This window comes from Bradyrhizobium sp. CSA207, from assembly GCF_029051685.1.
In the GTDB taxonomy this organism is placed as follows: domain Bacteria; phylum Pseudomonadota; class Alphaproteobacteria; order Rhizobiales; family Xanthobacteraceae; genus Bradyrhizobium.
This window is the reverse complement of sequence record NZ_JAACFT010000016.1, coordinates 28144-52222: the sequence shown is the minus strand read 5'-3', so window position 1 is coordinate 52222 and position 24079 is coordinate 28144. Positions and strand designations below refer to the sequence as shown.

Sequence of the window (24079 nt, the reverse complement as noted above, 5' to 3'; positions counted from 1 at the left end):
ATCATAGGCTGCCTGCGCCATGCAGGAAGCCAATTCATCAGGCCGCGGCTACCGCGGGTTCCTCGCCATCGAGCACGCGCTTCAAGCGCTCGCCGTCGAGCGCGCCTTCCCATTTGGCAATCGCAATCGTCGCCACCGCGTTCCCGATCAAATTGGTTGGCGTCAGTCCCTGCGACATCAGGCGGTGAATACCGAGCACCAGCGCAACGCTCGTCACCGGAATAGTGCCGGTGGCCGACAGCGTCGCCGCCAGCACAACAAAGGCGGCGCCTGCAATTCCTGCCGCGCCCTTGGAGGTCACCAGCAGGATCAGCAGCAATTCGATCTGCTCGGCGAACCCGAGCGGCGTGTTGGTCGCCTGCGCCAGGAACACCGAGGCCGCAGCAAGATATAGGCAGGTGCCGTCGAGATTGAAGGAATAGCCGGTCGGAATCACCAGCCCGACCACACTCTTCTCGCAGCCGGCCTTCTCCAGCTTGGTCAGCATGCGCGGCAGCACGGTTTCCGACGACGTTGTGGCGATGCAGATCAGAAGCTCTTCCCAGATATAGCGGATCAACTTGAGCAGGCTGAAGCCACACAACCGCGCGACCGGGCCGAGTGCCACGATGATGAAGATCATGCAGGTGAGATAGAAGCCGCCCAGCAGCTTGCCGAGCGAGGCCAGAGAGCCGACGCCGAACTTGCCGACCGTAAACGCAATGGCGCCGAACGCGCCGATCGGCGCCGCCCACATCACGAAGCCGACGACGGCGAACACCATCCTGGCGGCGATGTCGATTAGATTGACCAGCGGCGCCGCGCGTTCGCCGAGCTGTACCAGCGCAAAGCCGCACAGCACCGAGATGAACAGGACCTGGAGGATGTTGCCTTCAGCGAAGGCGCCGACGAAGGTGGCGGGAACGATGTTCATCAAGAATGGCACGAAGCCGATGGCGCCGGTCTGCTTGACGTAGGGCTCGATCGCGCTGGCGTTGATGCTGGCGGGATCGATGTTCATGCCGACGCCGGGCTTCAGCACGTTGACAGCGACAAGGCCGATCACCAGCGCGATCGCGGTCATGATTTCGAAATAGATGATCGCCTTGACCGCGACGCGGCCCACCCGCGCCATGTCGGCCATATGCGCAATGCCGTGCACGACGGTGCAGAAGATGATCGGCGCGATCAGCATCCGGATCGACTTGATGAAGGCGTCGCCGAGCGGCTGCATCCTGGCGCCTGTCTCGGGACTGGCGATCCCAAGCACGATGCCGGCTGCCATGGCGATGAGCACCTGGATCCAGAGCTCCTTCCACCAGGCGCGGCCGCGCGGCTTGTCGATCGCGAGCGCCGTCATCGGTCGAACTCGAACAGGTGCGCCGGATTATCGACGAGGATCTTCTGCTGGAATTCAGGCTCCGGCGCGAACAGCGGAATCAGGTCGACGAGATCGCCGTCATTCGGCATCGCCTTGACGTTGGGATGCGGCCAGTCGGTGCCCCAGATGACGCGATCGACCGCGGTCTCTATGATTTTGCGGGCAAACGGCACCGCATCCGTGAAGGGCGGACCGGCCGAGGACACGCGCTCGGAGCCGCAGATCTTGACCCAGCACTTCTCGTCGCGCCGCATCAGTTCGATCAGGATCTTGAACGGAAGCTGATCGAGCCCTTCAGATGCTTTCACCCGCCCCATATGGTCGATCGTGTAGCTCAGCGGCAGCTTGGCCAGCATGTCGGCATAATCAGGCAGATCGATCGCATCGAAATGCAGGTCGATGTGCCAGCCGAGCGGAGCGACCATCGCGATCACCCGGTCGAACACGCCCTTGTCGGGCACGCCGCCGAGGTGACGGACGAAATTGAAGCGGCAGCCGCGGAAACCACCCTCGTGCAGATCGCGAAGCCCGCGCTCGGTGATGGTGTCGTCGATATTGGCGACCGCGCGGTAGGCGCCGTAGCTCTGCGCGATGGCATCGAGCGCCACGGTATTGTCGGTGCCATGCACGCTGGCATTGACGATGACGGCGCGCTCCACGCCCAGCTTTGCGTGCAGCGCCCTGAAATCCTCGAGCGGCGCGTCGGGCGGCGTGTAGGAGCGATCCGGTGCATAGGGATATTTCGCGCCTGGCCCGAAGATATGGCAATGCGCGTCGCAGGACAGTTTTGGCAGCTTGAATCTCGGCCTGCGCGTGTTCGGGTCGGGCGGTGGAATGGTGGGCGTGTACATCATTTGGACGCCTGCCCGCACGCGTCCATTACCCATGCGGCTCCGGCCAACCCGGTCAAGAGATGCAAGCACGCCCGCCTGTTCATTTCCTCAACACCCCGTCACATGGACCGTTTGCGAGCGGAAACGCTGACGCGCCCCCTCGACGGTTTCTTTCAAGTCTTCGTGGTTGCGACCGTGCGCCGGCGCGTTGGCGCGGCCTGATCGAGCGCCGGCGCCTGGAACGCAGCGACGGTTGCCTGCACCAACTGCTCGATGGCATTGGCGGGATCGCCGCCATCGGCCTCGCCGCGCGACAGGCGCGAGACGCGCTCCGGCGTCACCAGCGAATAATAGAGCGCGCCAAGCAAGAAATGGCTGCGCCAGACGATGTCGGTGCGCGGAACATGCGGCAGACTGTCGTGGATCGCATCGATGAAGGCGTGGCTGGTGTCGTCAAAAGTCTGCGCGATGATTTTCCGCGCGACCTCGTTGCCTTCCGCCGACATCACCGCGCGAAGCCGCGTGAAGCGCGCCCCACCGCCGGCAAGATCGCTGCCCGAGGTGAATGCCGGCACCACATAGGCTCGCACGATCGCTTCCAGTCGATCCTGGAGATCGCGCACACGCCTGGCGGCGGTGAGAAGCTCCGAGCGGCGGAGATTCATCGGCCCGCAATGGCGGCGATAGATCTCCAGCAGCAGGCCGTCCTTGGTCTTGAAGTGATAGGTGACGCTGCCGGGATTGGCGCCGGCGGCGTGCGCGATATCGCGTACCGACACCGCGTTGAAGCCGTTGGTCGCGAACAACTCTTCGGCCGCGGCGAGGATCGCCTCGCGCATGTTCGGCTTGCGGGCCGTTTCCTTGCTGGTGGGCTTGCGTACCATGAGATTTGTACCATCGTACAAAAGATCAGGTCTCGTCAACAAAAACCATGGGCAGCGTCCGGAGCAGCTTGGAATTCGCCGCAGGGACCCGAATGCCTCAGGAGTGCAGAAAAATGCTGGGTTCGAACAAGAAGATCGGCGGTTTGTTGCTCGGTGCCGGTCTGCTGCTGGCGGGCAGCGCCGCGCAGGCTGACAATTATCCGAGCAAGCCGGTTCACATCCTCGTGCCCTACGCGGCCGGCGGCGCGGTCGACGTGCCCGCACGCACGCTGGGCCAGGCCCTGGCGAAGACCTGGGGCCAGCAGCCCGTGAAAGTGGCGTCCGCGCTCAACGCGTTCACAGCGACTTCGCTCCCGCGCCTAGTGCAATGCACCATCCCTCTGGTGCAATGGCCGGCGAACTGCGCTATTTCTAGGCAATCATGACTCGACGTACCGGCAGTGCCGATCTTCCCCTGCACACAGGCCGGGTTCCACCCTGGCTCGCGAGCCGTATGGCTTCGCTCGGGGCGATCGTCACGCAGGCCATCGTGCATCATTACGGACGCGACGCGTTCCTCCAGCGGCTATCGCATCCGTTCTGGTTCCAGTCGTTCGGCGCTGTGATGGGGATGGACTGGCACTCCTCCGGCATCACGACATCGGTCATTGGCGCGCTGAAGCGGGGGCTCGGTCCACTCCAGGATGAGCTTGGAATTTACGTTTGCGGAGGGCGCGGCCAGCACTCGCGCAAGACACCGGACGAACTGATGCAACTCGGCGACCGCGTCGGCTTCGACGGCGCGAAACTCACCCGCGTCAGCCGCCTTGTGGCAAAGGTCGACAGCGCGGCGGTGCAGGACGGTTTTGACCTTTACCTGCACGGCTTCTTCGTCACCGCCGATGCCAAATGGACTGTGGTGCAGCAGGGCATGAACGGCGACAAGCGGCAGGCCCGCCGCTATCACTGGCATTCCGAGGCGCTGAAGAGTTTTGTCGACACGCCGCATAGCGCGATCGACGGTCCCGAGCAGGGCGAGATCGTCAATCTCACCGACCATCGTGCTGACGTCTCGCGCACCGCCCAGCTGGAGTTGCTATCCAACCTTGGCCCCGACCGCATCATCACCGAATTCGAGCGGCTGAATGGGACAGAGCCCGCGCAGGCCATGCTGCCGCATCTGATCATGCCTGCCCATCACGACGTGCGGCCGAAGGATGTATTCGCGCGGCGCCTGCACGGCACGCTTGCCGCGGCGGCCGAGCGCGGCCCGGTCGACTTTCCGGAGCTGCTGCTCACGCCCGGCGTCGGCGCACGCACCGTGCGCTCGCTCGCCATGGTCGCCGAAGTCGTGCATGGCGCGCCCTATCGCTTTGCGGATCCCGCACGCTTCTCGCTCGCGCACGGCGGCAAGGACCGACATCCCTACCCCGTTCCGATCAAGGTCTATGACGACACCATCCGTGTGCTGAAGGACGCAATCCAGAGCGCAAAGCTCGGGCGCGAGGAGGAGATGCAGGCGATCAGGCGGCTCGACGATCAGGCGCGGCGGCTGGAACGCAGCGCGTGCGGGCCATCGGTCGAGTCCTACATTGCCGGCGAGCGCGCGGCCTCGCCCGATCTTGACGGCCGCTCCGTGTTCGGCTGGGAGCGCGATCTCGCATCGACAAAAAAGTGGACCGCCTGAACATCGGTCCGCGAGTTGGTCGGGAGGAACAGCTCTCAGGTCTCGTCGCCTTCATTATCCTCGTGCAAGATCCGGTTGGCCGAGTGATCCTGGTATTGCTCGGTCTGGATGAACTTGCCGTCCATGCCGCGAATGTCCGAATGCTGCGCCTTGTCCCGGTTGGACAGCACCATGTTGTCGCCGATCTTGTCCTTGGGAATTTCGGCCATGGCGCCGGTGCCATCGCCCTTGCCATGCATGCCGGATCTGAAGTGCGTCTTGCTGCCGTGCCCGCCTGGCATCAATCTCTCCTCTGCAGTGCCCCTTGAAGGTTCAGCGTTTCTGTTGCGCCGGCGTTGGCTTCGGCCGCATGTGGCCACTCTGGCCAGCACGGTTGTGCTTGTTGTGGTCGCTTTCCTGGTTGAGGCCACCGCGGCTCACAGGGAATTCGCTATGCCGCGCCTCGCTTTGCGCGTGGTGCGCGCGGCGGTCCTCGGGATCGCGGCCAAGAGCTCGGTCGAGCTCTCGCGCATCAGGTTCATCCGGTTTGCGCTCGAGGATGCGCACCAGCTGTTCGTGTGTTTTCTTGCCTTGCATTCTACGGTCTCCGGCCTCGTCGGGGAGCTCCGCTGTGCGCGACGTCCTTGTCGATGCCGCCGGCGAAGTTCACGTCGTTCTCGAGGTCGCCTTCGATGGTATTCTCGCCGAGTGCATCCTCGATATCATCGGGCGACGCGCCGGCCATGTTCGCTCCCTTTGATCCGCCGATCAGCGGATTGTCGCGGAGATCCTTGCTTGTCGGGATATACAGTTTTGGCTGTTTACTGCTCATGACCGGATTACCCTCCGCTCTTATCTCTGGGGTCGTGCCTGTGATGGGAGTCGCGTTCGCCTCCACCACCGGAAACGCGGCTATGCCTGCGCCGCGGATCATCGGCCGGCGGCTTCTTGACTTCCAGCGGCGCCTTGGCGTTCTCGTGGGATGCGCCGGGTCCGCCCTGACGAATGCTGTTGGGTGTCTTGGTGGATGTCGACATAAGGCCCTCCTCAGCGGTCTTGCTGGTAGCCCTGATTCGTCGTGTTCTGCTTGATGTTGCCCTGCTGACCCTGCTGATCCGGATTCTGCACGCGCTGCTGGCCGTGCAGCGCCTGGTCCACGGACATCTGCTTGTTGTCCCCGGTTCCCTTTGGGCTCTGATTTTGAGGGGGAACAGGTGGCTTCTTACTGGTCATGATCCTGTCTCCTGCAAAGACGAAGCGAGCGGAAAGAAACTCGTCGCTGCTTCAAGGTCTTGATGACAACAGGAAGCGCCGCAGACCGTTCCTGGCTGATGCCGCTCAGGGACAATTTTCCGAAGGAACGCGCATGTCAGTTCGCCGCACTGAGGGAACGACCGGCCATGCTGTGTTCGCACGTCGTTTCCTGCGTTCCCCGGCCGGCCGCCACGACTGGAAGCTGCCGGATCGCGCGCAGGCCCGGGCGCCTGCGCCAACGGACCTGCACGGGATCGATGGCCAGGCCAAGTTCAGGCCATCGTACGAAGAGCGCCTCGAGCGCGCAGGCGGCTTCGATCCGCGCGAGCTGATGACCAAGGCAGAAATGGATGCCCGTGCCAAACGAGATGTGCCGATTTGGCTTCCGCGCGAGATCGAGCCGTTCGGGCTGGTCGTGGATCGCTGGATCGATGTTCGCGGCGGCGAGCATGACCATGACGCGGTCGCCCTTCTTCAGCGGCACGCCCTCGATCTCGACGTCTCGTCGCACATAGCGCGGCTTGGAGAACTGCACCGGCGAGACGAAGCGCAGGAACTCCTCGACGGCGAGACCGACACGGCTCCAGTCCTGTTCCAGCCAATCGCGCAGACCAGGATTTCTGAGGAGTTCGTAGACCGAACCGCTGATGAGGTGCGTCGTGGTTTCCGAGCCCGCGGCGAGCAGCAGAAAGACCATCGATACCATTTCGTCCGGCGTGATCTGGCCGCCTTCGCGTTCGACCTGGATCAGTTCGGCGATCAGGCCTTCACCGCCCTGCACGCGAGCAATCCGCAACTGCTCTTCGAGATAGTCTCGCATCTTTCGGAATGCGAACAGCAGCCGGAAGAAGCTCAATACGTTCGTCAGCGACGACATTGCATTGGCCCAGGCGATGAACCTCGGGCGATCCGCCGCCGGCAGCCCCAGGAGTTCGGAGATCACCGACAGCGGCAGGATGCGCGCATAGCGCTGGACGAGATCGGCGGGGCTGCCGTCCGCAAACAGGTCGGCTGCAAGACCATCGGCAATGGCGCGAATACGCGGCTGCATATCCATGATCGCACGGCGGCGGAAAGCCTCGTCCACGATGCTGCGCAGCCTGGTATGATCCGGCTCGTCCATGGTCAGCATATTGTTGGCGATGGTGGTGACGAGTTTTGGCATCCACCAGCGCAACCCCGCGACTTCCCCATCCTCCTTGCGCAGCGTGAACGTCGCCCCGTCCTTCAGCACCTGAGCCGTCGCGTCATGCGTGGTGGTGACCCAGACGTCGCCGACCAGGGGAAAGCGTGTCGCGACCACAGGGCCGGACGCCCGCAGCGTCGCAATGGCCTTGGACGGATCGCGAAAGAAGGCCTCGCTGGTAAAGTCGATACGCGGCGTCACGGATCACCGGCGTGGTTAGTGGCGCCCAACCAGATGGTATGCATGCAGCGGCGCGCAAGGACCGGAACAAGAGCCGGAACCTGCGTTGGCCGCGGCGAAAGGGCCGAGACGAAACTATCCACGCCCTGGCGAGCGCTGGCCGGTCTTGCGCTGCTGCTGACTGGTATAGGCGTCCCAATGGCTCCAGCTGCCATTGCTGAGACTTTGCAAATCGGTGCCAAGCGGACGGCGTGTCCGCTTGTCATAGTCGGCGATCGAACGCTCCGACTGTGCGATCTTGCGCTTCAGTTCCCCGATCGCCTTCTGGGCCTGGCCGGCGCGTTTCGAGGAGGCGATCTCGCCCATCGTGAAGCGCGCGGTCTCGAGCGCCTTCAACTCGGCACGGTTCTTTTTCAACTGGACCCGGTGCCAGGCGATGTTGCTGTCGCTGTCCGCAACCATGTGGGATCTCCGCTGATTCGCACCCACATAGTATCGCGCGCCGAATCGGCACCGCAACGCCCGCGCGAGGGCGAAAATACGGCCTTATTGGGCAGAGGGCATGGACAGGACCCGTATCGCCGCCTTAGCGCCAAGTGTGAAGCGGTCTTCCGAACAGACCATGCCCCCCATAGGGAGCCCGCGTTCACCGCTCGGCAAAGGCCTTTTCGACCACGAACTGGGCCGGCTCGCCATGGTTGCCCTCGACGAAGCCGCGCTCGGTCAGGAGCACGCGGGTGTCCGCAACCAGCGCCGGGCTGCCGCAGATCATGATGCGGTCGTGGGCCGCTTCCAGCGACGGCAGGCCGATATCGGCGAAGAGTTTGCCGGAAGTGATGAGGTCGGTGATGCGGCCTCGATTGCGGAAGGGATCGCGCGTCACGGTCGGGTAGTAGATGAGCTGGTTGCGGATGTAATCGCCGAGCAATTCATCCTTCGGCAGCGTCTCGGTAATCATCTCGCCGTAGGCGAGCTCCTTGACGTGACGGCAGCCGTGCAGCAGCACGACCTTCTCAAAACGCTCATAGGTCTCGGGATCCTTGATCACGCTGAGGAACGGCGCAAGCCCCGTACCGGTGCCGATCAGGTAGAGGTTGCGGCCCTCTTCCAGATTGTCGATCACGAGCGTGCCGGTCGCCTTGCGGCTGACGATGATCTCGTCGCCCTCCTTCAGGTGCTGGAGTCGCGATGTCAGCGGACCATCCGGCACCTTGATCGAAAAGAACTCGAGCGTGTCCTCGTAATTGGCGCTGGCGACGCTGTAGGCCCTCAGCAGCGGCTTCTCGCCGACCTTGAGCCCGATCATGGTGAATTCGCCGTTGCGGAAGCGGAAGGTCGGACTACGGGTGGTCTTGAAGCTGAACAGCGTATCGGTCCAGTGGTGGACGCTCAAAACGCTTTCCTGGTTGAAATTGCTCATCTCACCTTCCCTATCGCGGCCTTGCGGTTCCGGGGCGAATGTCAGCCATGCGTCGTTTGTATACGATCATTCGTATACTAATGAATAATCCGGCTTGATCCCGCGGTCAAGGCTGCCCAAGATCGACAGCGTTGCAGTTAAGGACAAGGACCCCTTCCATGGCGCATGACGCACCCCAGGCCACCGGACCCTCGAAGCTCGTGATCCGCAATATCGGCCTGATCCTGTCCGGCGCGCTGGAAAAGCCGATCCTGGACGGCGACACCATCGTCGCCGACAACGGCAAGATCACTGCGATCGGCCGCTTCAAGAACCTCGACACGGAAGGCGCGACCACCATCGTCGATGCCAACGGCACGACCGTTGCGCCGGGCCTGATCGACAGCCACGTCCACCCCGTTGCCGGCGACTGGACGCCGCGCCAGAACCAGACCAACTGGATCGACAGTTATCTCCATGGCGGTGTCACCACCATGATCTCGGCCGGCGAGGTGCACATGCCCGGCCGCCCGCGCGACGTTGTCGGGCTGAAGGCCATGGCGATCTTCGCCCAACGCGCGTTCTGGACCTTGCGTCCGGGCGGCGTGAAGGTTCATGCCGGAGCGCCAGTGATCGAATGCGAGATGGTCGAAGAAGATTTCAAGGAATTGGCCGCGGCCGGCGTCAAGCTGCTCGGCGAGGTCGGGCTCGGCGGCGTCAAGGACGGCCCCACCGCGCGCAAAATGGTCGGCTGGGCGCGCAAATACGGCATCCAGAGCACGATCCACACCGGCGGCCCCTCAATCCCCGGCTCCGGCTTGATCGACAAGGACGTGGTGCTGGAGGCCGATACCGACGTGGTCGGGCACATCAATGGCGGCCACACCGCGCTCCCCGACGACCAGATCCGATGCATCTGCGAGGGTTGCAAGCGCGGCCTCGAGCTCGTTCACAACGGCAACGAACGCTCCGCCCTGTTCACGCTGCGCACCGCGCGCGAGATGGGCGATCTGCACCGCGTCATCCTCGGCACCGACGCACCGGCCGGCTCCGGCGTGCAGCCGCTCGGCATTTTGCGGATGGTCTCGATGCTGTCCTCGCTCGGCGAGCTGCCGGCCGAACTCGCCTTTTGTCTTGCCACCGGCAACACCGCGCGGATGCGCGAACTCGATTGCGGCCTGATCGAGGTCGGCCGCTCCGCGGACTTCGTCATCATGGACAAGGCGCAGCACTCACCGGGCAAGAACATCCTCGAGAGCGTCCAGCTCGGCGACCTCCCCGGCATCGGCATGACCATCATCGACGGCATCGTGCGGACGCAACGCAGCCGCAACACGCCGCCGGCGGGCAAGGTACCGGAGGTGGTGGCGAAGTAGCGGCGGCCGAAGCTCGAGACCCGTCATCCCTGCGCAACGGCGAAGCCGTTGTCGCTGGAGGTGCGCGGCGCAATGCGCTGCGTGCGAGCCTCGAAGGATGAACGGCTGAGATGCAGCTGGGCCATCGCCCTTCGAGGGCCGCTGAAGAAGCGGCCACCTCAGGGTGACGGCGACACAGCTGAGTTCACCGCAGCTTGTCCAACAGGGCGATCAGCATCTCGCGCTCCTTGGGCTCGAGCGGCGCGAGGGTTTCGCGGGTGATCGCGAGCGCGTTCGGCGCCACTTTTTCCGCAAGCTGCTGGCCAGCGCGCGTCAGGCTCACCAGCAGCCGTCGACCATCTTCGGGATCCTGACTTGTCTCGGTCAGGCCACGCGCCGTCAGCCGGTCGATCACGCCCTTGATCGTCGCGACGTCCATCGCCGTCAACCGCCCGAGCTGGTTCTGCGAGCACGGCCCGGTCTCGGCGAGCTTCGAGAGCGCCGCCCATTGCGTCGGCGTGATGTTGGTGCCGATGTCGCGGGCGAAGATCGAGCTGTGGCGCTGCCAGACCAGGCGCAGGATGAATCCGACCTGTTCGTCGAGCACATAGGCGGGCTTCGCCTGCTTGACGCCCTTCTTCACCGCGACGCTTCTTGCCATCGACTACCCGTCCCCCTCACAACGACAGATGCGCATCGCGGATATCCGGGCGCGCGTCGAGCTCGGCCATGGTGCCGCCGAAGCAGATGCGGCCGCGCTCGATGATGTAGGCGCGATCGGAGATCAATCGCGCAAAGTGCAAATTCTGCTCGGAGACGACGATGCTGACGCCCTCCTTCTTCATGGTCAGGATGGCATCGACCATCTGCTCCACGATCTTCGGCGACAGGCCCTCGGACGGCTCGTCGAGCAGCACCAGCGACGGATTGCCCATCAGCGTGCGCGCGATGGTGAGCATCTGCTGCTCGCCACCGCTCATGCGGCCGCCCGGGCGATTGCGCATCTCGCTCAGGTTCGGAAACAACGCAAACAGCTTTTCGCGGGTCCATGATGGCGCATTCGGACGCTTCGGCTGGCGGCCGACCTCGAGATTCTCCTCAACCGTGAGATCAGTGAAGATGCGGCGCTCTTCCGGCACATAACCGAGACCGCCGCGGACGATCTCATGCGTCGGTCGCACCGAGACATCCTTGCCCTCGAATACGATGCGGCCGGAGCGCTGCGCCACGAGGCCGACGATCGAGCGGAACGTCGTCGACTTGCCGGCGCCGTTGCGCCCGAGCAGCGCCACCACCTCGCCCTCGCCGACCTCGAAGCCGATGTCGAACAGGATATGCGCGGGACCGTAATGGCTGTCGAGCGCCTCGACCGTCAGCTTCATGCCGGGGCTCCCTCGCGATGGCGGGAATCGTAGACAAGGCCTTCGCCGAGATAGACCGCCTGCACCTGCGGATTGCCGCGCACCTCGGCCGGCGAGCCCTCGGCGATCAGCGTACCGCGGTTGAGCACGATGATGCGGTCGGCATGCTCGAATACCACGTCCATGTCGTGCTCGGTGAAGAGCACGCCGATCGACTTTTCCCGCGCGATCTGCGCGGTCAGGCGCATCAGGTCGACACGCTCGCGCGGCGCCATGCCGGCCGTCGGCTCGTCCATCAGCAGCAGTTTCGGCTGGTTGGCGAGCGCAACCGCGAGCTCGAGCCGCTTGAGGTCGCCATAGGCAAGCTCGCCGCAGGGTCGATCCGCGTAGCCGCCCATGCCGACCAGCTCGAGCAAACGGCCGGCCTCGCCGCGGTCGAAGCTCGGCGTCGAGCCCCAGAGATTGAACAATTGCTTTCCGTGCGAGATCAGCGCGACCTGCACGTTCTCGCGCACCGTCATGGTCGCGAACGTCGCGGTGATCTGGAACGTGCGCCCCACCCCCAAGCGCCAAATCTCGCGCGGCTTCTTGCCCGTGGTGTCCTCGCCGAGAAGACGGACATGCCCCGTGTCCGGCCTGTTCTGGCCGTTGAGCATGTCGAAGCAGGTGCTTTTTCCCGCACCGTTCGGGCCGATCAGCGCCAGAATTTCGCCGGCGCGCAGTGAGAACGAGACGCCGCGCACGGCATGGATGCCGCCGTAGGATTTGGTCAGGCCTTCGACCACGAGAAGCGGGGGTGCGACACTCATTCGGCGGACTCGATCGGCTTGGCAAGCAGGGTTCCCCCCGGCGGCGACGTGCTTTTGCGCCGTTGCGCGAGCATCTCCAGCATGCCGACGATGCCCTTGGGGAAGACGACCACGATCAGCACGATGAAGCCGCCGAGCACCAGTTTCGACAGATCGGTCTGGCTGACCAGCCAGATATTGAGCGCCTTGTAGACGATCGCCCCGATCACCCCGCCCGAGACCGTCTCGACGCCGCCGAGCAGCACCATGACCAGCGCGTCGACCGAAAGCGAGATACCGAGATTGTCCGGAAAGACGCTGCCCTTCAGGTACGCGAACAGCGCGCCACCGATGCCGGCTGTCGTTCCTGCGATGACGAACGCCGTCCACTGCATGCGCTTGACGTTGACGCCAATGGCTTCGCTGCGCAGCGCCGAATCCCGCGTGGCGCGCAAGCCGTAGCCGAACGGAGAGAACACCGCCAGGCGCAGCGCGACCGTCACCAGCGCGGCGACACCGAGCGCCAGCCAATAGAAATGCGACGGGCTCGCGGCCCATTTCTCCGGCCACACACCCAGGATGCCGTTGTCTCCGCCGGTCACGCTCACCCACTGGAACGCGATCGACCAGACGATCTGCGCAAAGGCCAGCGTCAGCATCGCAAAGTAGACGCCGGAGAGCTGCACCGCGAAGAAGCCGAACACGGCAGCACCCATGCAGCCAAGCAAAGGCCCGAGCAGCAGGCACACGATCATCGGCAGTCCCGCCATCTTGGCAAGGAAGGCGACGCCGTAGGCGCCGAGGCCGAAATAGGCGGCATGGCCAAATGACGCGAGCCCGCCGACCGCCATCAGGAAATGCAGGCTGACGGCGAAGATCACAAAAATCGCGATTTCCGAGCCGACCGTCAGCGCATAATTGCCGGCGAACAGCGGCAGCGTCGCGGCGATGACGAGTGCTGCAAGCGCAGCCAGCCGCTCGTTCGACGTCAGCGGCCGCCACGGATTGACGGTGAGGCCCGGCGTCTTGCGGGCGGGCGCCTCGGGCCTGCCGAACAGGCCCCAGGGCCGCACGATCAGCACCACCGCCATCACCAGGAAGACCAGGATGATGGAGATTTTCGGAAAGATCAGGATGCCGAAGGCGTTGAGCTCGGACACCAGCACCGCCGCGACGAAGGCGCCGATGATGCTGCCGAGGCCGCCGATCACGACGACGACGAAGACCTCGACGATGATGCGTAGGTCCATCGCGTGATGCACGGCATCGCGCGGGATCTGGAGCGCGCCGCCGAGCGCGGCGAGGAACACGCCGACCGCAAACACGCTCGTGAACAGCCATTTCTGATTGACGCCGAGCGCCGCCACCATGTCGCGGTCCTGCGTCGCTGCGCGCACCAGCACGCCCCAGCGCGTGCGTTGGAACAGGAGCCAGAGAATGCCGAGCACGACCGGCCCGAGCACGATCAGGAACAAATCGTAGCTCGGGATGTTCTGGCCGAAGAAATCGACGGCACCCTTGAAGCCCGGAGCGCGGCGGCCGACGAGATCGTCAGGCCCCCAGATCAGGACCACGAGATCCTCGACCATCAGGGTCAGACCGAAGGTCGCGAGCAGCTGGAACAGCTCGGGTGCGTGATAGATGCGGCGGAGCAGCACCATCTCGACGATGACGCCGATCAGAGCCACGGCAAGCGCGGCGGCAACAATACTGCCCCAGAAGCCGAACGTTCCCGAAAAACGCTCCGTCAGGGTGAAGGCAACGTAGGCGCCGATCATGTAGAAGGCGCCGTGCGCAAAGTTCACGATCCGCGTCACGCCGAAGATAATCGACAGGCCCGACGCCACCAGGAACAGCGACGCTGCACTGGCGAGACCGGTCAGAAACTGTACGACATAAAAGGCCATCGGCGGTCCGGGTTAGTGTTGGATCACCTCTCCCCGCTTCCGGGGAGAGAGCTTCGTAGGGTGGGTTAGCTGAGCGATTGCGCGGAGCGCAGTTCGCTCGACGTAACCCACCATCTCTCGTGTGGCACCGAAAGTGGTGGGTTACGCCTACGGCTAACCCACCCTACGGCCGCGGAGATCAATCCTTCGGGCGCAGCTTCTCGACTTCGGCGTCGCTCGGCAGATAGTCCGAGCCCTTCTTGTAGACGGAATCCACCATGACTCCCTTGCCGTCCTTCAGTGCGGTCTTGCCGACATAGGCCCCTAACGTCGACTGGTGGTCGATCTTGCGGAAGGTGATCTCGCCCAGCGGCGACGACATCGACAGCCCTTCCGCCGCGGCAATCAGCTTCTCCGGATCGGTGGAGCCGGCCTTCGCCAGAATCGCCGCCGCCGACTTGATGGTCTGATAGCCGACGATCGAGCCGAGACGCGGATAGTCGTTGTACTTGGCCTGATAGGCCTTCAGGAACGCGTCATGCTCGGGCGTCTTGATCGAGTACCAGGGATAGCCGGTGACGATCCAGCCCTCGGGCGTCTCCTCCTTGAGCGGATCGAGATATTCGGGCTCGCCGGTCAGGAACGAGACGACCTCGCGCCCCTTGAACAGGCCGCGGGTGTTGCCTTCGCGCACGAGCTTGACGAGGTCGGCGCCGAAGGTGACGTTGAGGATCGCTTCGGGATTCGCCGCGGCAACAGCCTGCACCACCGGGCCTGCGTCGATCTTGCCCTGCGGCGGCCACTGCTCGTCGACCCACTGGATGTCGGGCCGCTTTTCCGACATCAGCTTCTTGAACACCGCGACCGCAGACTGCCCGTATTCATAGTTCGGCGCGATCGTCGCCCAGCGTTTTGCGGGCAGCTTGCTGGCGGCTTCCACCAGCATCGCCGCCTGCATGTAGTTGGAGGGCCGCAGGCGGAAGGTGTATTTGTTGCCCTTCGACCAGGTGACGGCGTCTGTCAGCGGCTCGGCCGCGAGAAAGAACACCTTCTTCTGGTTGGCGAAGTCGCTGACGGCAAGGCCGATGTTCGACAGGAACGTGCCCGTGAGCATCGCGACGCCCTCGCTCGAAACCAGCTCGTTGGCCGCGGTCTGCGCGTCGGCCGGCTTGCCGCCGTCGTCCTTGGAGACGACGACAAGCTTCTTGCCGTTGATGCCGCCGGCCGCGTTGATCTGCTCGACCGCGAGCTGCCATCCCTTGCGATAGGGCTCGGTGAAAGCCGGCAGCAGCGAGTAGCTGTTGATCTCGCCGATCTTGATCTCCTGCGCCAGGGCCGAATGAGCCATGCCGCCCGCCAGAAGCGCGAAGGCCGCGCCGACAAAATAGTTTCTTGCTCGCATCCCAACCTCCAGTTTTAAATTCGCTATTCCAGACCGTCTCTATCTCAGACCGTCTTCGCCCTTGATCTCCGCAACCGTGAGCCCGCCGACGCGCGGCAGCGGACGGCCGCTGTCGGTGACGGCGACCGCAACCATGATCTCGTTGGCGCGCGGCGCGTCATTGATCTGTACTTCCATGCCATCGAAATGACTACGCACGAAGGCTGCGTCCTTGTGACCGAGGGGAATGTCGAGCGTCGTACCGGGCCCGCTGCGCTTCTTCGACGAGGGGATCAGCGCAGCGCCCTTGGTCAGCACCTTCCGCACCGGCGCCCCCATTTTGGGGTGAAGAATCGCGGCCGCATGCTCCAGCTCGCCATTCTCGCCAACGGCTGCCGCCTTGCCATAGCTCTGCACCTTGGAGCCATCGATCCCGAGCGCGGCAACTGCGCGCTTGGACAGGAGATCGCCAAGCTCCTCCCCGATCGCAATCAGCGGCGCGAGATCCTCGACATATTTTCCAGCAAAGGGATTTTCGATCACGGCGATCGCCGCGGCGCGCCGGGTTGGCGGCGACACGGGCCTGCCCATCTCCATCTGCGTCTCTTCGACGACGGTGACGATCTTGCGGATGATCGCGCTCATGATTGTTTCCTTAGGCTCTTCCCTGCTCAGGCATGAACCGCGTTCTCCAGCACGGGCATGCGCGATCGTTGCCGTTCAATATCTTTGGTTCCGATGACAAGCATATCACCACACAGCCGCAACACGGCACCCTCGATCAGCCCGCGATCGAACAATTGCCGTGCACATTCCGCGCCAGATTCGAGCGCCGTTGCGATTTCGGCCCGCGACAACTCACCAACATCGTGGGTCACGAGATGCGCGCCGAGGTCGCTGTCAGGCTGAAGCTCATTGGCCGGCCGCCGGACGATGGCGGGATGCCCGGGCAGATCGACCGCGTTGGCGATAACCGTCGCCGCCGCATCGGCCTTCGACGCAGTCGCCGCAAGCACGGTCACGGCATCAGCAATTCCGAGCGAAAAACTGCGGCCGTGGCGACCACTGGTGGCGATCCCTCGCACGGCATCGCTCGCATCGACCCTTATCGTCTGCATTACGCCGTCGCGATCGGGCCGGTCCATCAGGCCCACCGAAAAATGCGCGCCCTCGCCGAGATGGAGGGCAATATCGCCGCCATTGTTGACATAGGCCTGATCGAGCGATGCAGCGTTCAGCATCGCCCCCAGAATCTCCTCGGCGACGCTGCCCGCCACCGCAGCCATCGGCGTGATGAAGCAATCGGCGGCATAGGGCGCGACGGCGGCATACATGCGGCGCACAACAACGCCGTTCAGCGCGCACTTTCCGCGTTGCGCGGCTTTGCGGAGTTCCGGCAGCTCCGCACAAAGTTCGTCGAGCAACCCGGTGAACCGGCGCGACGCCCCCTTATAGGCCGCCCGGACCTCACCTGCATCTCCCCTCGCTTCCACGATCAGATCAATCGGACCATCCTGCAAATGCAGCCGCCGGCCATCAGACAGCATTGCGATTTGCGGGAGCCTTGTCATACCCGATGTCCCGGAATCGGATTCTGCCAGGGCAACTGACGAACATCATCGCCACCCCTCACCTCGGCGAGCGGCTTCACATAGTCCATGTGCCCGCCCAGCGCGGCATAGTCGGACAGCTTCATCGTGAACTCGATCGGCGCGACCAGCGCGGGCGTCGGCACATAGCCGAACGCGCCTGAAGGCATCTGCGTCACGTCCACCATGTAGGTGATGCCGCCGCCGGGCCAGACATAGACCGGGGCGCCGCCGCTGCTGACGCGGGTCAGCGCGTCCTTCACCGAGCGCGTCAGCCGCACCGGATTGTCGGTCACGCCCGCTCGCAGCGAGCCGCCGGCACCGGCCATGAACAGCACCGTGCACAGCGCCGGTTCGCAATTCTCCTGGATGCGCTCGACCGAAAATTTCAAATCGGCAGGCATCTCGGTCTCGACCGGCTTCAAGGCCTCGTCGAGCACGTAGTAGGACGAATGCTCGCCGGTCGTGGAGACCATCAGCATGGTCAGACCGGGCCTGGCTTGCTTGGCATCGAACGGACCGAGGATCGCCAGCGGATCGGAAATGTTGGTGCCGCCCCAGCCCGTGCCGGGATCGGCGACCTGGAAATAGCGGCCCGGCGTCGAGCGGCGCCCTTTCATCTTGATACCGGTGTCGGCGATATCAAGCAGCTTGCCGGCCTGGTGCTCGCTGAGCACGCCGGTAATGTGATCGTCGACTACGACGACCTCGTCGACCTTGCCGTGCCATTGCTTGGCGAACATGCCGATGGTCGCCGAGCCGCAGCCGACGCGCATGCGCTCTTCCCTGACACCGTTGACGATCGGCGACTGGCCGGCCTGCACCACCACGCTTGCGCCGCCGTCGATGGTGAGCTCGACCGCCTTGCAGTTGGCGAGATCCATCAGCGTGTCACAGGTGACGCGGCCCTCCTTCTTGGATCCGCCGGTCAGATGATGCACGCCGCCGAGCGACAGCATCTGCGAGCCGTATTCGCTGGTCGTGACGTGGCCGACCGCCTCGCCCTGCGCACGGACGGTCGCGGTCTCCGGCCCGAGATAGCGGTCGGTGTCGATCTTCACCTTGACGCCGCAATAGGAGAAGATCCCCTCGGTGACGACCGTCACCATATCGACGCCGTCGACTTCTGCTGAGACGATGAACGGCGCCGGCTTGTAGTCGGGATAGGTGGTGCCGGCACCGATCGCGGTCACGAAGGTCGAGGGCTCGTGGACGATCTTGCCGTCCCAATCCTCGGTGCGACTGAACGGCACCAGCTTGCCGCCCTGGGACACCGTGCGCTCGAGGATCACGTGCGGATCGACGCGGACGAGCTTGCCGTCATGATTGGCGTAGCGGTCGCAGGCGCCCGCCGCACCCGGCTTGATGTAGCACATCACCGGACAGGCATCGCAGCGGATCTTGTCGGTGGCGGCGCTCGTCGTTTCAGTCACCATGTGCAAGCCAGCGGATCACGGGGCTTATCATTCGTATACGAACGATGTTGCGCGCGCTCCGGATGGCTGTCAAGCGGCGGTGCCGGTGAAAAGACGCCGCTGCCGAATAAACTCTCATTTGCCTCCCGCCTTTGTCCACAAAGCGAGCAGTTGCGCTGCACTGCGGCATGCCGACTTGCACGTTTGTGTACAAACGGTATCGTCACGACCGACAGTTTTTGCGACCGTGTCGTCGCGGGGCCTGACGAGCCGACTTGGGAACGAGGATGACGCAGCCACCGATCCGCCTCACAGTGAATGGCAGCATCCACGACGTCGCGGCCGCGCCGCAGACGCCGTTGCTCTACGTGCTGCGCAACGATCTGGCGCTCAACGGTCCGAAATATGGCTGCGGCCTTGGCGAATGCGGCACCTGTACCGTCCTGATCGACGGCGCCGCGGCACGTGCCTGTGTCATTCCGATCAGCGGTTGCGAAGGACGCAACATCGTGACGCTCGAAGGACTCGGCACGCGTGACAAGCCGGATGCGGTCCAGCAGGCCTTCATCGACGAACAGGCGGCGCAATGCGGCTATTGTCTGAGCGGCATGATCATGACCGCCAAGGCGCTGCTCGCGATCAATCCGCGACCGACCGAGCAGGAGGTACTGGCGGCGCTACGCTACAATCTCTGCCGCTGCGGCACGCATGTCGAGATTGTTCGTGCGGTGATGCGGGCGTCCGGCCAGCTTGCCGAGGCCGGTGATTGATGGCCTCCCCGCATCCGACCGGAGCTGAGCGGCCATCGGGTTCGGTTGTCGTCGTCCGCACCATAGACGAGATCACATCCGAGACTTTCGTCCGGATCAGCGCGGATGGCGCCGTCACCGCCTATAATGGCCATGTCGATCTCGGCACGGGCATCCGCACCGCGCTGGGCCAGATCGTGGCCGAAGAGCTCGATGTGTCCTTTGCGCGCGTCGTCGTCGTGCTCGGCGACACCGCTATCGTGCCGAACCAGGGCGCGACAATCGCGAGCGAAACCATCCAGATCACCGCCGTGCCGCTGCGCAAAGCGGCTGCGCAGGCGCGGCACTTTTTGGTCGCACGCGCGGCGGAGCGGCTCGAGCTGCCGGCTGCCGAACTCACGATCGAGGACGGCCTCGTCCGTGGGCATAATCGCAGCGTCAGCTATGGCGAGTTGATCGGCGGCGAGACTATTCGCCTCGAACTTGCCGACGACGTCGCCGTCAAGCCCGTTGGCGATTACGCCATCGTCGGCCAGTCGATGCCACGCGTCGACCTGCCCGCCAAGGCCACGGGGGGGTTGACCTTCGTGCACGACATCCGCGTGCCCGGCATGCTGCACGGCCGCGTCATCCGTCCGCCCTATGCAGGCGTCGATGCCGGACCGTTCGTCGGCACCAGCCTAGTGGCTGTCGACGAATCCTCGGTCCGCGACATCCCCGGCCTCGTCGCCGTCGTGCGCATCGGCGATTTCGTCGGCGTGGTCGCCGAGCGCGAGGAGAACGCAATTCTGGCCGCCATGCAGCTCAAGCTGAGCTGGAAGCCGACGCCTACCCTGCCAGATCTCGCCGATCTCGAAAGAGCGCTGCGCGCCAATCCATCGACACCGCGCACACTGATCGACAAGGGCGACGTGACCGCGGCGATCGCCGGCGCGGCCAAGCCGATGCCGCGGACCTATGTGTGGCCGTACCAGATGCACGCCTCGATCGGTCCCTCCTGCGCGGTCGCTGATTTTCAAGTTGGCAACATCCGGGTCTGGTCGGGCACGCAGAACCCGCATTTGCTGCGCGGCGACCTTGCTCTGCTGGTCGAGCGACCCGAAAGCGAGATCGAGGTGAACCGGTTGGAGGCGGCCGGGTGCTACGGCCGCAACTGCGCCGATGACGTCACCGCCGACGCGCTGCTGTTGTCGCGCGCGGTCGGCAGGCCCGTACGCGTGCAGTTGACGCGTGAGCAGGAGCACGCCTGGGAGCCGAAGGGCACCGCGCAGCTCATCGACGTCAATGGCGGCCTGAACGCCGATGGCAGCGTCGCCGGCTACGATCTCGCCACGCGTTACCCCTCGAACGCCGCGCCGACGCTGGCGCTGTTGCTGACGGGACGGATTTCGCCGGATCCTGCCGTGCTCCAGATGGGCGACCGCACCGCGATCCCGCCTTACGACTACGACCACATGCGCGTCGTCGCGCATGACATGGCGCCGATCGTGCGCGCGGCCTGGTTCCGCGGAGTTTCGGCGCTGCCGAACACCTTTGCCCATGAATCCTACATCGACGAGCTCGCGACCGAGGCCGGCGTCGATCCGGTCGAATACCGCCTGCGTTATCTGAAGGACCAGCGCGCCGTCGATCTCGTCAACGCGGTCGCCGAGCGGGCGGGCTGGACGCCGCGGCCGGTGCGTGAAGAGAAAGATGGCGAGGTCGTGCACGGGCGCGGCTTTGCCTACGCGCTCTACGTCCACAGCAAGTTTCCCGGCTATGGCGCGGCATGGTCGGCCTGGGTTGCCGATGTCGCCGTGAACAAGACGACGGGCGAAGTCAGCGTGACGCGGGTCGTCGCGGGCCAGGATTCCGGCTTGATGATCAATCCGGACGGCGTCCGCCACCAGATCCACGGCAACGTCATCCAGTCCACCAGCCGCGCGCTGATGGAAGAGGTCCCGTTCGAGCGCGGCGCGGTGGCGGCGCGGGAATGGGGCGCCTACCCGATCATTCCCTTCCCCGACGTGCCCAAGATCGACGTGTTGATGCTGCCGCGGCCGGACCAGCCGCCGCTCGGCGTCGGCGAATCCGCGTCGGTGCCGAGCGCAGCGGCGATTGCCAATGCGATCTTCGATGCCACCGGCGTGCGCTTTCGCGAGCCGCCGTTTACGCCCGAGCGCATTCTCAAGGGGCTGCACGGCGATACGGCAGCCACACCGCAGGCGCTGCCCGCGCCCGCCACTCCGCAGTCGTCTCGCGTCTGGCAAAATCCGCTCGCTGGGCGAACCGGCATCTTCGCGACGATTGCGGCAGTCGTCATGGCTGCGATCGGCATCGGTGCGGCGTGTCTTCCGGGCCGCGCCATCGCGCCGATCGCGCGGCCAGATGCGTCGGTCTATTCCGCCGCGACCATCGCGCGCGGTCAGCAATTGGCGGCGCTCGGCAATTGTGCGGAGTGCCACACCACGCTCGGCGGTGCGCTCAACGCAGGCGGCCGGGCGCTGGAGACGCCGTTCGGCATCATCTACTCGACCAACATCACGCCCGACGTCGAGACCGGTATCGGCGCCTGGTCCTATCCCGCCTTCGAGCGCTCGATGCGCGACGGGCTTCATCGCGACGGCCGCCAGCTCTACCCCGCCTTCCCCTACACGCATTTTTCCAGGACGAACGACGCCGACATGCAGGCGCTCTATGCCTATCTGATGGCACAGCCTTCAGTGGGTGCGACGGCACCGGCTAACGCGCTCGCCTTCCCGTTCAATCTGCGCCCGCTGCTTGCGGGCTGGAACGCCTTGTTCCACCAGACGAAGGAGTTCAAGCCCGATCCCGCGAAGTCGGAAGCTTGGAATCGCGGCGCCTATCTGGTCGAGAGCCTCGGCCATTGCAGCGGCTGCCATTCACCGCGCAACGCGCTCGGCGCCGAACAGCGCGATGCCTATCTCGCCGGCGGTTTTGCCGAGGGCTGGGAGGCGCCGCCGCTCACCTCGCTCTCGCATGCGCCGATCTCTTGGAGCCAGGACGACCTCTTCGCCTATCTGCGCACCGGCCATTCGCGCTATCACGGCGTCGCCGCCGGACCGATGGCACCGGTCGTCAGGGATCTTGCCGCCCTCCCCGACCAGGACATTCGCGCGATGGCGGTCTATCTTGGCTCGTTCAACGATGCCGCGAGCAATGCGCAGACGCAGGATACGCTCGCCGCCAGCCTCGAAGCCGCCACGCAAGTCACCTTCGCCTCGTCCACCGGCGCGCGGCTCTATCAGGGCGCCTGCGCCGTCTGCCACGAGGTCGGCGGTCTGCCGCTGTTCGGCAGCCGGCCCTCGCTCGCGCTCAACAGCAATCTGCACAGCAATACACCGGACAATCTCGTTCAGGTGATCCTGCACGGCATCAGCGAGCCTGCCTCCAGCGACCTCGGCTACATGCCGGCCTTCAGGCACAGCATGAGCGACGCGCAGGTCGAAGAGCTCGTCACTTTCCTGCGCGGGCAGTTCGCGCCGGACAAGCCTGCCTGGACCGGCGTGCGCGAGACGATCACACGCGTGCGCGCATCCGCTGATTAGCCGTGCTTCTTAACCTCCACCGGCGGCGTGCCATGGGTGTGGAAGGATTCGATCGTCTTCAACCCCCACGCCTGCCCCTTCTTGCGCTCCTCCTCCGTCCATACGATCGGCTTCCAGTCCGGCGCGAGGATCAGGCGCGCGCCGGCATTGGCGACTTCGACGCGGTTGCCGCCGGGCTCGTAGACGTAGAGGAAGAAGGTCTGCTGGATCGCGTGCTTGTGCGGCCCAGTCTCGATATGGACGCCGTTCTCCAGGAAGATATCTGCAGCGCGAAGAATCTCCTCGCGACTGTCGAGCGCGTAGGTGACGTGGTGGAAACGTCCGGGCAAACCGGAATGGTCGAGTGAATAGGCGAAGTCGTAGCTCTTGTTTGACATCGTCAGCCACATCGCGGCTTCCCGTCCGTCATTAAGGACGATCTGCTCGGTGAGGCGGCAGCCGAGATAATTCTCGAAGAATTCTCGATTGGCCTTGATGTCGACGGCGAGGCAGTTGAGGTGGTCGAGGCGCCGCACATTGACGCCGCGCGCGGGAAAGCGCTGCGCCTGGTTCTTCAGCGCAGGCTTCAACTCCGGCGGCGCCTGATACCATTCGGTCTCGTAATAGAGCTCGACGATGTGGCCATCGGGATCGCGGCAGCGGAAGGTCGGTCCCTGCCCCATGTCGCCCTCGATCCAGCCGATGTCGAAGCCCGACCCCTTGAGTGCCGCGACGCGACGCTCCAGCGCCTGCTGACTGCGCGCGCGCAGCGCCATGTGCTCCATGCCGGAGGTTTTCGACGCCGTCAGCTTGAGCGAATAGCGCTCGTAATCGTCCCAGCCACGCAGATAGACCGACTCGCCCTTCTGCCCGCTGATCGTCATGCCCATGACGTCGACGAAGAATGTCAGGCTCTCATCCGGCTTCGGCGTCAGCAGTTCCATGTGGCCGAGATGAGCGAGATCCAGGATCGGTTCGGGCTGCATGGTCTCCTCCAAGGCGTAGCTGCGATCCAGGCACCGGATCGCGCAATCGGGCACGGCGCGCAACGGCAATGCGTGCGCAGGTATCCAGGCACGACTGACGGTCGCTATTATTTGTACTAATGTACAAATGATTAGGTCCCGTCAACAAACCAAAACGATCCTGTACCGCAACCGGCGCCGCGGCCGGCAGCCGCTTTGCAGCACGAAAGCCCGGCCAGCTGCCCGAATGGTAAAGTCTTCCTTAAGAGCGGTTTCGGTCAACTGACCTGAAAATGCAGCTTTTTCCCGCCATTTCTGCCCG

Annotated in this window: 24 protein-coding genes and 1 pseudogene; 5 read left to right on the top strand and 20 right to left on the bottom strand. The window is 64.4% G+C overall.

All coding sequences use genetic code 11. The features are described from left to right. Positions 1 to 37: 37 nt before the first annotated feature. The 3 genes from dctA to GWG65_RS19295 form a co-directional block, all read right to left on the bottom strand. Complete coding sequence (gene dctA, locus GWG65_RS19305) at positions 38 to 1339, bottom strand: C4-dicarboxylate transporter DctA (RefSeq protein WP_275197119.1); 1302 nt, start codon at positions 1337 to 1339, stop codon at positions 38 to 40. Next, on the bottom strand, positions 1336 to 2214 hold the full coding sequence (locus tag GWG65_RS19300; RefSeq protein WP_275197118.1) for an amidohydrolase family protein: 879 nt from the start codon (positions 2212 to 2214) through the stop codon (positions 1336 to 1338). The genes dctA and GWG65_RS19300 overlap by 4 nt, the downstream gene beginning before the upstream one ends. Positions 2215 to 2366: 152 nt before the next feature. After that, positions 2367 to 3077: a TetR/AcrR family transcriptional regulator gene (locus tag GWG65_RS19295; RefSeq protein WP_275197117.1), complete on the bottom strand. Its 711-nt coding sequence runs from the start codon at positions 3075 to 3077 to the stop codon at positions 2367 to 2369. A 113-nt stretch (positions 3078 to 3190) separates the two neighbouring features. On the opposite strand from GWG65_RS19295, the pseudogene GWG65_RS19290 reads away from it, so the two are divergent. Beyond that, a pseudogene (locus GWG65_RS19290) lies at positions 3191 to 3388 on the top strand (tripartite tricarboxylate transporter substrate binding protein); the annotation flags it as partial. 110 nt (positions 3389 to 3498) lie between these two features. Then, on the top strand, positions 3499 to 4743 hold the full coding sequence (locus tag GWG65_RS19285) for a DUF763 domain-containing protein (RefSeq protein WP_275197116.1): 1245 nt from the start codon (positions 3499 to 3501) through the stop codon (positions 4741 to 4743). 35 nt (positions 4744 to 4778) lie between these two features. On the opposite strand, the gene GWG65_RS19280 is transcribed toward GWG65_RS19285, so the two are convergent. The 8 genes from GWG65_RS19280 to GWG65_RS19245 form a co-directional block, all read right to left on the bottom strand. Next, complete coding sequence (locus GWG65_RS19280) at positions 4779 to 5024, bottom strand: hypothetical protein (RefSeq protein ID WP_275197115.1); 246 nt, start codon at positions 5022 to 5024, stop codon at positions 4779 to 4781. Between the two features lie 31 nt (positions 5025 to 5055). Next, positions 5056 to 5319, bottom strand: a complete 264-nt coding sequence (locus GWG65_RS19275; protein WP_275197114.1) for a hypothetical protein — start codon at positions 5317 to 5319, stop codon at positions 5056 to 5058. Position 5320: 1 nt separating this feature from the next. Further along, the gene (locus tag GWG65_RS19270; RefSeq protein WP_275197247.1) at positions 5321 to 5656 is read right to left on the bottom strand and encodes a hypothetical protein; all 336 of its coding nucleotides are present in this window, start codon (positions 5654 to 5656) and stop codon (positions 5321 to 5323) included. Further along, on the bottom strand, positions 5562 to 5759 hold the full coding sequence (locus tag GWG65_RS19265; protein ID WP_275197113.1) for a hypothetical protein: 198 nt from the start codon (positions 5757 to 5759) through the stop codon (positions 5562 to 5564). Before GWG65_RS19265 ends, GWG65_RS19270 begins: the two co-directional genes overlap by 95 nt. A gap of 10 nt (positions 5760 to 5769) precedes the next feature. Beyond that, a complete protein-coding gene (locus tag GWG65_RS19260) occupies positions 5770 to 5955 on the bottom strand; it encodes a hypothetical protein (protein ID WP_275197112.1) in 186 nt (61 codons plus the stop codon). Positions 5956 to 6091: 136 nt separating this feature from the next. Next, on the bottom strand, positions 6092 to 7363 hold the full coding sequence (locus GWG65_RS19255; RefSeq protein WP_275197111.1) for a cytochrome P450: 1272 nt from the start codon (positions 7361 to 7363) through the stop codon (positions 6092 to 6094). A 114-nt stretch (positions 7364 to 7477) separates the two neighbouring features. After that, entirely contained in the window at positions 7478 to 7804 is a 327-nt protein-coding gene (locus GWG65_RS19250; protein WP_275197110.1) for a hypothetical protein, read from the bottom strand. Between the two features lie 184 nt (positions 7805 to 7988). Beyond that, entirely contained in the window at positions 7989 to 8762 is a 774-nt protein-coding gene (locus GWG65_RS19245) for a ferredoxin--NADP reductase (protein WP_275197109.1), read from the bottom strand. Between the two features lie 158 nt (positions 8763 to 8920). Between GWG65_RS19245 and GWG65_RS19240 the strand changes: the two genes are divergently transcribed. Then, entirely contained in the window at positions 8921 to 10117 is a 1197-nt protein-coding gene (locus GWG65_RS19240; RefSeq protein ID WP_275197108.1) for an amidohydrolase family protein, read from the top strand. Positions 10118 to 10301: 184 nt separating this feature from the next. On the opposite strand, the gene GWG65_RS19235 is transcribed toward GWG65_RS19240, so the two are convergent. The 8 genes from GWG65_RS19235 to GWG65_RS19200 form a co-directional block, all read right to left on the bottom strand. Further along, on the bottom strand, positions 10302 to 10757 hold the full coding sequence (locus GWG65_RS19235) for a MarR family winged helix-turn-helix transcriptional regulator (RefSeq protein WP_275197107.1): 456 nt from the start codon (positions 10755 to 10757) through the stop codon (positions 10302 to 10304). A 16-nt stretch (positions 10758 to 10773) separates the two neighbouring features. After that, positions 10774 to 11478 carry an ABC transporter ATP-binding protein gene (locus GWG65_RS19230; RefSeq protein WP_275197106.1) on the bottom strand — a complete coding sequence of 235 codons (705 nt, stop codon included), beginning with the start codon at positions 11476 to 11478 and terminating at the stop codon, positions 10774 to 10776. Then, the gene (locus tag GWG65_RS19225; protein ID WP_275197105.1) at positions 11475 to 12266 is read right to left on the bottom strand and encodes an ABC transporter ATP-binding protein; all 792 of its coding nucleotides are present in this window, start codon (positions 12264 to 12266) and stop codon (positions 11475 to 11477) included. The genes GWG65_RS19230 and GWG65_RS19225 overlap by 4 nt, the downstream gene beginning before the upstream one ends. Next, a complete protein-coding gene (locus GWG65_RS19220; protein ID WP_275197104.1) occupies positions 12263 to 14152 on the bottom strand; it encodes an ABC transporter permease in 1890 nt (629 codons plus the stop codon). The genes GWG65_RS19225 and GWG65_RS19220 overlap by 4 nt, the downstream gene beginning before the upstream one ends. A 178-nt stretch (positions 14153 to 14330) precedes the next feature. Continuing rightward, a complete protein-coding gene (locus GWG65_RS19215) occupies positions 14331 to 15533 on the bottom strand; it encodes an ABC transporter substrate-binding protein (protein WP_275197103.1) in 1203 nt (400 codons plus the stop codon). Between the two features lie 39 nt (positions 15534 to 15572). Next, complete coding sequence (locus GWG65_RS19210) at positions 15573 to 16157, bottom strand: amino acid synthesis family protein (RefSeq protein ID WP_275197102.1); 585 nt, start codon at positions 16155 to 16157, stop codon at positions 15573 to 15575. A gap of 26 nt (positions 16158 to 16183) precedes the next feature. Further along, positions 16184 to 17083, bottom strand: coding sequence for a UPF0280 family protein (locus GWG65_RS19205; protein ID WP_275197101.1), 900 nt, complete (start codon positions 17081 to 17083; stop codon positions 16184 to 16186). Further along, entirely contained in the window at positions 17080 to 18537 is a 1458-nt protein-coding gene (locus GWG65_RS19200; protein WP_275197100.1) for a 6-hydroxynicotinate reductase, read from the bottom strand. Before GWG65_RS19200 ends, GWG65_RS19205 begins: the two co-directional genes overlap by 4 nt. A 266-nt stretch (positions 18538 to 18803) precedes the next feature. Here GWG65_RS19200 and GWG65_RS19195 point away from each other — a divergent pair, with 266 nt between their 5' ends. Together GWG65_RS19195 and GWG65_RS19190 are read left to right on the top strand one after the other, a co-directional pair. After that, a complete protein-coding gene (locus GWG65_RS19195) occupies positions 18804 to 19286 on the top strand; it encodes a (2Fe-2S)-binding protein (protein ID WP_275197099.1) in 483 nt (160 codons plus the stop codon). Then, positions 19286 to 22813: a molybdopterin cofactor-binding domain-containing protein gene (locus GWG65_RS19190; protein ID WP_275197098.1), complete on the top strand. Its 3528-nt coding sequence runs from the start codon at positions 19286 to 19288 to the stop codon at positions 22811 to 22813. The genes GWG65_RS19195 and GWG65_RS19190 overlap by 1 nt, the downstream gene beginning before the upstream one ends. On the opposite strand, the gene GWG65_RS19185 is transcribed toward GWG65_RS19190, so the two are convergent. Further along, positions 22810 to 23778 carry a catechol 2,3-dioxygenase gene (locus tag GWG65_RS19185; RefSeq protein WP_275197097.1) on the bottom strand — a complete coding sequence of 323 codons (969 nt, stop codon included), beginning with the start codon at positions 23776 to 23778 and terminating at the stop codon, positions 22810 to 22812. The two genes, GWG65_RS19190 and GWG65_RS19185, sit on opposite strands and share 4 nt — an antisense overlap. Positions 23779 to 24079: the final 301 nt, after the last annotated feature.